Source organism: Burkholderia sp. Bp9090 (assembly GCF_003857985.1).
In the GTDB taxonomy this organism is placed as follows: domain Bacteria; phylum Pseudomonadota; class Gammaproteobacteria; order Burkholderiales; family Burkholderiaceae; genus Burkholderia.
Window position 1 is genome coordinate 1 of record NZ_QTPV01000083.1, and the last position, 7,222, is coordinate 7,222.

At 55.5% G+C, this 7,222-nt stretch carries 4 protein-coding genes and 2 pseudogenes; 4 read left to right on the forward strand and 2 right to left on the reverse strand.

Annotated elements, in window-relative coordinates; all coding sequences use genetic code 11:
• Nucleotides 1-234: hypothetical protein (locus DIE16_RS36955; protein ID WP_221625292.1), on the reverse strand; the 234-nt coding region annotated here is incomplete at its 3' end.
• A 681-nt stretch (nucleotides 235-915) separates the two neighbouring features.
• Here DIE16_RS36955 and DIE16_RS35975 point away from each other — a divergent pair.
• Both DIE16_RS35975 and DIE16_RS35980 read left to right on the forward strand, forming a co-directional pair.
• Nucleotides 916-3,864 (forward strand): DEAD/DEAH box helicase, encoded by a 2,949-nt coding sequence (locus tag DIE16_RS35975; RefSeq protein WP_124572032.1) that lies wholly within the window; start codon nucleotides 916-918, stop codon nucleotides 3,862-3,864.
• Between the two features lie 211 nt (nucleotides 3,865-4,075).
• Nucleotides 4,076-4,636: a hypothetical protein gene (locus DIE16_RS35980; protein WP_124572033.1), complete on the forward strand. Its 561-nt coding sequence runs from the start codon at nucleotides 4,076-4,078 to the stop codon at nucleotides 4,634-4,636.
• 695 nt (nucleotides 4,637-5,331) lie between these two features.
• On the opposite strand, the pseudogene DIE16_RS35985 reads toward DIE16_RS35980, so the two are convergent.
• A pseudogene (locus DIE16_RS35985) lies at nucleotides 5,332-5,549 on the reverse strand (IS3 family transposase); the annotation flags it as partial.
• Between the two features lie 3 nt (nucleotides 5,550-5,552).
• On the opposite strand from DIE16_RS35985, the pseudogene DIE16_RS37615 reads away from it, so the two are divergent.
• Both DIE16_RS37615 and DIE16_RS35990 read left to right on the forward strand, forming a co-directional pair.
• Nucleotides 5,553-5,657: pseudogene (locus tag DIE16_RS37615) on the forward strand (IS6 family transposase); the annotation flags it as partial.
• Nucleotides 5,658-6,302: 645 nt separating this feature from the next.
• The coding region (locus DIE16_RS35990; protein ID WP_148091656.1) for a methyl-accepting chemotaxis protein at nucleotides 6,303-7,222 on the forward strand (920 nt) is incomplete at its 3' end.

Genomic DNA, 7,222 nt, shown 5'->3' on the forward strand with positions numbered 1-7,222 from the left:
CAAGTCCTGCGCCACGCCGCGCGGACGAACCGCCTCCACATGCACGATCCTGGGGAAGGTACGCTCGACCTCCACCTGATCGGTCGCGCCCCGTATCCAAGGATCTGGGGCGCAGGCCTTAGCTGTGACTGATGAGGTGACAGGTTTCGGTCGGGATGTCGTGCAGATTTGATCCACGGCATTCACCGCTCGGTTCAAACGGAATGCGCGAACGGAGGCAAGCGATGCTTCCAAGGACAACTTTTCTGAGAATTTCCGTGCCCAAGGACACCTTTTCTGAGACGGTGAGCATGTGATCGTCTCAGAAAAGATGTCCAAGTCATTGATTTGTATAGGGTGCCAAAGACATCTTTTCTGCGAGCCCACAGTTGGTTCTCAGAAAAGATGTCCGCGGTCTCAATATGTTGCCTTTGAATAAAAAATGATTTCCTCGGTGTCATGCGTTTAAAAATTCGATGATATATCGGCATATTTGATGCATGCGAAATCCATGATCGCGTTGTTGTTCGGGCTATATGTCGAATATGGAGTAAGTGAATATTCACTATCGAACGACATACCGATCAGGATGGAAGAGTGCTGCGGCGATCGATATGAGGGAAAGAGCTGCGCTCGCCGAAAGAATGGGGCCGTCGGAGATTCTCGACGTCTAGTCGTGTAACAGTTTGCGTGGATTTCTGTGAATTCTATTGATCCGTTCGACGTTGCGATCAGCCGCATCGTGATCGTTGGGTGGTAAGAGCCGCTGATCGATCCAGCCACTTTGCAAAGTCTGTTTCGTGACAAACGCACTGATCTCCTGTCGGCGCGTTACGCTACAGTGGATGCTGGACTGGCAACGGCTTAGTCTGTTGCGAGATGCGTTTACGTCGTCACGTGATACAAACATATGAAGCTTAACGGGGGAGCAAGGGAATGGACGTTGATGTTGATTTTTATGGGAAGAATGAGATTTACAGGAGCTGGGCCGACAATCGCATCAACTTTGGTCTCGCAACCGAAGCTAATGAAGGGCGTGGATTCAGGCCACCCCAGCGAGCGGCAGTCCTTGCCGTTCTATCGCATCTCGACATGGAACCCACTAAACCAGCAACAGTCGTCATGCCCACTGGAACTGGCAAGACTGATACGATATTCGCTCTTGTCTTAGCTGGGTTGTTCAAGCGAACACTGTTGGTGGTTCCGTCCGACGCACTGCGAACGCAGATGAGCGAGAGGCTGCGGTCGCTTCAGACGCTCAGGACCATCGGGGCTGTGTCGGACAGCGTGCGATCACCGGCTGTCCATGTAGCCGAAGGATCAGACAAGGCCTCGGATACAGCCGCAATTGAGAACGCCAACGTGACGGTTGCAACGCCGGCAACACTCGCCACGCTGGATACGAATACATTAGAAAGCGTTCTGGAGCTATATACCCACATCGTATTCGATGAAGCTCATCACGTAGCGGCTGCAACTTGGGATCGAATCCGGACCGGTGCCGAAGGTAGGCCCATGCTTTACTTCACTGCTACGCCATTCCGTCTCGACGAACAACGCTTGGGCAGCAAGATCGTGTTCAACTACACCTTGCGGCAGGCCCAGCGAGATGGCTACTTTCAACAAATTGAATTTCACCATGTACGCGAGTACCGCGACGAACTGGCGGATGAGGCCATCGCCGAGAAAGCGCTGGAGCTACTGCAAAAGGACCTTGCGGACGGGTTCGACCATATCCTGATGGCCCGATGCTCATCGATTGCGAAAGCCAAGACTATTGCAGCCATCTACGAGCGCCTCTCGGAAGGAACCGAACTCAATCCGGTGCTCCTGCATAGTCGAACTGGCGATCGCCGTGAGACGTTGAACACAGTCCTTGAACGTCGGAGCCGGGTCGTAATCTGCGTGAACATGCTGGGGGAAGGTTTCGACCTACCTCAACTGAAACTGGCCGCGATTCACGACCAACATCGTAGCCCTGCGGTGACGCTTCAGTTCATCGGACGGTTGACTCGTGTGTCATCCAAGCTTGGTCCTGCCAAGTTTGTTGCGAATATTGCCAACCAAAGAATTGAGGGGGAGATGCAAGGGCTCTACGAGTCAGACGCCGATTGGGGCATGGTTATTCGCGAAGTCAGCGAGAACAAGATCCGCCGGGAGGTTGAGCGGCAGGAATTCGAGGCTAAGTTTGAGGGCAATGACGATGCCGAAAAGATCGTAGCTCTCAATCCTCGGCCACACACTAGTGCTGTCGCTTACCGAGTCGATCGATCCGGGTGGCGACCTGCCAATGTAAGCATGCTTCGCGGTCGAGGCGAGTCACTGGAGTTGGAGTCGGTCAGCGATGATGAGCGCATCGTGATGGCTGTCACAAAGGAGAGCATTCCGGTCGACTGGGCCAAGAGCGCTTCGGTAATGACAACCAGTTGGCAGCTTTATCTTGCATACTACAGGCCGTCGGACAGGACTTTGTTTGCTACTTGCACCGGTGACGAGATTCAACTCGGGCGATTCGTGAAGCTAATCGCGCCTTCGGCTTCTCGCATCCGGGATGAGGCAGTCTTCCGGATTTTGAGTGGCATCGATCTACTGAAGCTGCAGAACGTTGGCCTGATCAGAGGGGGGCGTGAGGTTCGCTTTACCATGCATGTTGGCCATGATGTAAACACGGTCATGGCCGATCTAGAGAATGGAACGTCGGCCAAGTCCAACATCTTCGCCGTAGGGCACTCCGAGGGCGAGCGAACATCAGCGGGATGTTCCGCCAAAGGAAAGCTTTGGAAGATGGACTCTACTGCAGTGGATGAGTGGATCAGCTGGTGTGACGAGGTAGCCGTCAAAATCAACGATGAGAACATCGATACGACAGACATCCTGAAAAATGTACTTCGCTCCGACAGGATCAAGGATGCTTGGCCACAAGGACTGTTTTTCGCAGACTGGCCAGATCAACTGTTTATCGACACGGAGACAAAGTGTGTGGTCACTGTGGAGTCGGAGTCTTATGCAATAACGGATCTGGTCTTGGGGCCGCCATCCATCGAGTCGGCCACGACGCTTGCGGTGCCGTTGATCGCCGCACGCGATGGCGAGTCGGAGCGGGAGCTATTGAAGATCAGGATCCATCTGCGCGGCGATTCTTATTCCTACTCCGCGCCAGGTGCTCGCTTCACAGTTGGCAGTAGAGAGTGTGCGCTTGCGGAGTACCTCGACCGTGATCGACTGAGACTACTGAATGTCGATGGCTCCATCGTGATCGGCAACTACCGGATCTACTCCCCGACGAGCCTAAATGTTCGATTACCCCAAGAGCTGATGCAGAGTTGGTCATGGGACGGGGTTGATATCAGTCGAGAATCTATGGCAGATCGAAGCGATCTTGCGAGCGTACAGGGCTATACGTTCAGCAAGATCGAAGACGATTACGACATCATTTTCGATGACGATGGCGCTGGCGAGGTCGCGGATCTGGTTGCAGTGCGTGTACGGCAACACTGGATTGAGGTTGACCTCTACCACTGCAAGTATTGCAAGTCTGGGCAAATGCCTGGCGCTCGGGTTGACGACGTATACGTCGTGACCGGCCAAGCAAGCCGGTCAGTGAAGTGGCATACACGAGGGCCAGCGTTGTTCCAGCGTCTGCTAGATCGTTATAGCAAATCCCAAAGCAAGGGGCGAGATCGCATCCTCAAGGGTTCACCCGAGGGAATAGACGTATTGCGAAAGAAGGCGAGGGACATGGAAGTTCGACTGGGTTTCATCGTGGTACAGCCTGCAATTTCTGCAGGGGGCAACCTAGATGAGGTTCTCTCGGTTCTCGGCACAAGCTATCTGTACATCAAAAGCGTCGCAAATGTGAATCTGCTCGTGATCGGCAGCCCCTGAACACTTCAATCGGTTCTTGAGATAGCGGGGCGCTAGCTGGCGCCTCTACTAGCTAAACCCCACTTCTGCACAACGAGACTAAGAAACCAGGAAACGCTGGTAAGGCAACTAACGCAATGGGGGATACCCGCTGTACGGCGACTGGAACTGCTCGGCGTACGCAAGCGAATAGGAAAACACCGGCTAGCCCGGCACCGTGAAAGACAGAACCATGAGTATTATGCAACGCCCGCCGTCCGGAACTTTCAAGTCATTTCAGGACGAACTGAACTCACGAATTTGTGGAGACTACGGCCGCTGGGTGCTCGTCAAGTTGTATTCAGGACGATGGGCTCCGGTGTGGTACGCGTGTCTCGATATGGAAGACTATTGCGAATTGATACTTGAGGAAGACGAATTTTTTCGCGACGAGCCGTGCTTCGATGGTGACACGGCAAATCCATCATACCCCATCGCTCGGGAGGCATTGTTCGCCATCATCGAGAGTCTACGAAATGAAGTCGCAGAGAATCCACTTATGGCAGAAGCGTTTGACGAAGATATTCGGAAAGCCACCCGTGATTTGAAAGGCTGTCTTGAGTCCGTTACGACTACCGTAGGCGACTGTCGCCCAACCATCTCGATGCGGTACTCAAAAAATGGGGAAGCTGACTACTGCTTGGACGTGCAAGTCACCGGGTTAGCGTCTGAACAGCACGCCAAGGCTGCTGCCGCTCATATTCAGAGATTGCTCTTCGATGACTCCACTTCTGACGAATTGAAGGGAAAGTGATGGCGCGAGCGTTCAAGGTCATTGGTGTGTAACTGGTCGATCGCAGGATCGAGGAGGTAGCCGAGACGACTGACGAACTGGCGCGCGAGCGAAGTTTCGAAACGCGAGCAGCCTGCGAGCTTATCGAACAGATGATGCTGAGAGTAGGCAACGAGCCCCCGGCTCGACGTTGTTTTGAAAGCCGTTGATCGAGTTGGCCAGGAGGGGCGGTTGACACTAAAAAAACAGGAATCGTCGAGATTATTTGTCGCTCGGTACTACAGGGGCACTCGGACGCGGGAGAGCGCGCCCCAAAGACAACTTTTCTGAGAATTTCAGTGACCAAGGACATCTTCTTTGAGATGGGCCGCATGCAGTCGTCTCAAAAAGATGTCCAAGCCGTTGATTTTTATAGGGCGCCAAAGACATCTTTTCTGAGCGTCCACAGTTGTCTCTCTGAAAAGAAGTCCGGATTCTCAATATGTTGTCGTTGGATATTCGACTGAATTAGGGAACCACTGATTAAAAGGCGATCGCACGATTTGTCGTTAAACTTTGCACTCTCATCGCAAATCATCCGCAATGCCAAATCAAAGTGCCGACACAAGCTACAGCTTTCAGTCGTCGCTATGGTGAGTCGGGCTTAAGCGGCAGAGCAGCGGGATGTCGGCAAACCTATATCGATCAATCGGTGCTGCGCTTGGTCAAGCGCCGCCTCGGGCGTGGGCACGCGTATCGTAGTGAGTCTGGTAGATTCTTTCGACCCGCAACGTCTTGAGGAAGCTCTCCATCGGGGGGCGTTATCCCAGGCGTTGGCACGGCGGCTCATTGAAACGTTTATCTTGAACGCGGCGGTCAATTTCCGGTACGCGCGACTGACGTATTGGGTGCCGCAATCGGAGTGCAGTAGCAATCCCGGTGGCGGTTTGCGTTGCTAGCACGCAAGCGCTTCTTCCGGCGGATGCTGCGCTCAAACCTGGTGCCGAGTAAGATTGTGACCGATCAACTGCGCAGTTATCCGGCGGTGAAGGCTGAAATTCCCTGCCGAGACATCAAATGAACGCGGTATGTCGTCGCGCCATACTCAAAGAACGCCTCGCGACATGGCATGGTTGGACTGACTCTCCCGCAGCCAACGAAGTTATCTGATAAGGATAACGACTCTTGAGGAAGACGCGTGGCATGCACTTATCACCTTGATATAACTATTTCGTCTCCTTCATCGCTTCATTCTCCCGCCGCCTCTTCACCAACTTACAGAGTCTTTGCGTGGCTTTCACGAGTTGGGCGACACAAAAATCGATAGTCGTGCTCACATCCCCATATCGGAAACATTTCAATTAGATTTCAGGCGATTCGATCATGCGTCATTGTTCCGCATTTCAGGCCGCCGATGCCCAATCGTCGGCCGGCCAGCCGAAATACCGGCAGCAACCTACCCCTGCTCCCTTTCAAATTTCCGCAAACGTCTGCGTATTGACCTATCTTTAATGGGATGAAAAAAGCATGGCTCAATGCGTAAAAAATTCGATTGCGATCAGACGCGCCGCATGACAGCATGCGGGGCGTCGGCAATCGGGCACCCGTCCGGAACGATTCGATCGATCGCGCCGACCCGCGACCGAATCGTTTTCTCTGCCTTTCGCGCCGCCGGATCCAGACGACCCAAGCCCTACGGGAGATAGACATGGCCACTGCGACGACGCCCCGCGCCGGCACGCCCCCTTTGCCCGCCCTGCTGCGCGGCGGACGCTTCACGCTCGGCACGCGCATCGTGCTCAGCTTCGGCGCGATCTTCGTGCTGATGCTGGTCATGGCCGCGATTTCATACACTCGATTGACGGCGATCGACGCCGCTGCCGACAGCCTCCAGCGGGATTCGGTGCCGGGCCTGTACCTGTCGACGTCGCTGCGCGCCGCGACCAATCAAAGCTATACGGTGGTCGAACGCGCGATCTTCAGCGACGGCGATTCGGACGGCACGAAGCGCGATCTCGATCGGATTCCGGAAGCGCTGCGGCGTTTCGATCAGGCGTCGACGCAATACGAGGCGACGCTGTTCCGCGACGACGACAAGGCGCGCTTCGCCGCGCTCCGGGCCGCATACGACCAGTACCTGCCGCTGTTGAACGACGCAGCGCATGCGGCGGCGAGCGACCGCGCGGCTGCGCGGGCCAACTTCGCGCACGTGACGACGGCGTGGGAGAACGTAGTCCGTGTCGCGGACGCGCTGGTCGACGAAAACCGCGGCCAGGCCGACGATTCGGCACGGCAGATCCGCACGTCGGTCAATACGGCGGAAGCGACGCTCGCGACCGCGCTGAGCGTCGTGCTGCTGGTCGCGCTGGCGACCGGCTATGCGCTGTTCCGCGCGATCACGGGGCCGATGGCGCGGCTCGTCGAGGTGCACGACGCAATGCGCACCGGCAACCTCGCGCAGCGGCTCGACCTGCGCCGCAGCGACGAATTCGGCACGCTGCAGGACGGCTTCAACCGGATGGCCGAACAGCTCGCGAGCCTCGTGTCGCAGGCGCAGCAGTCGTCGCTGCAGGTGACGACGTCGGTCGCCGAAATCGCGGCGACGTCGCGCGAGCAGCAGGCGACCGC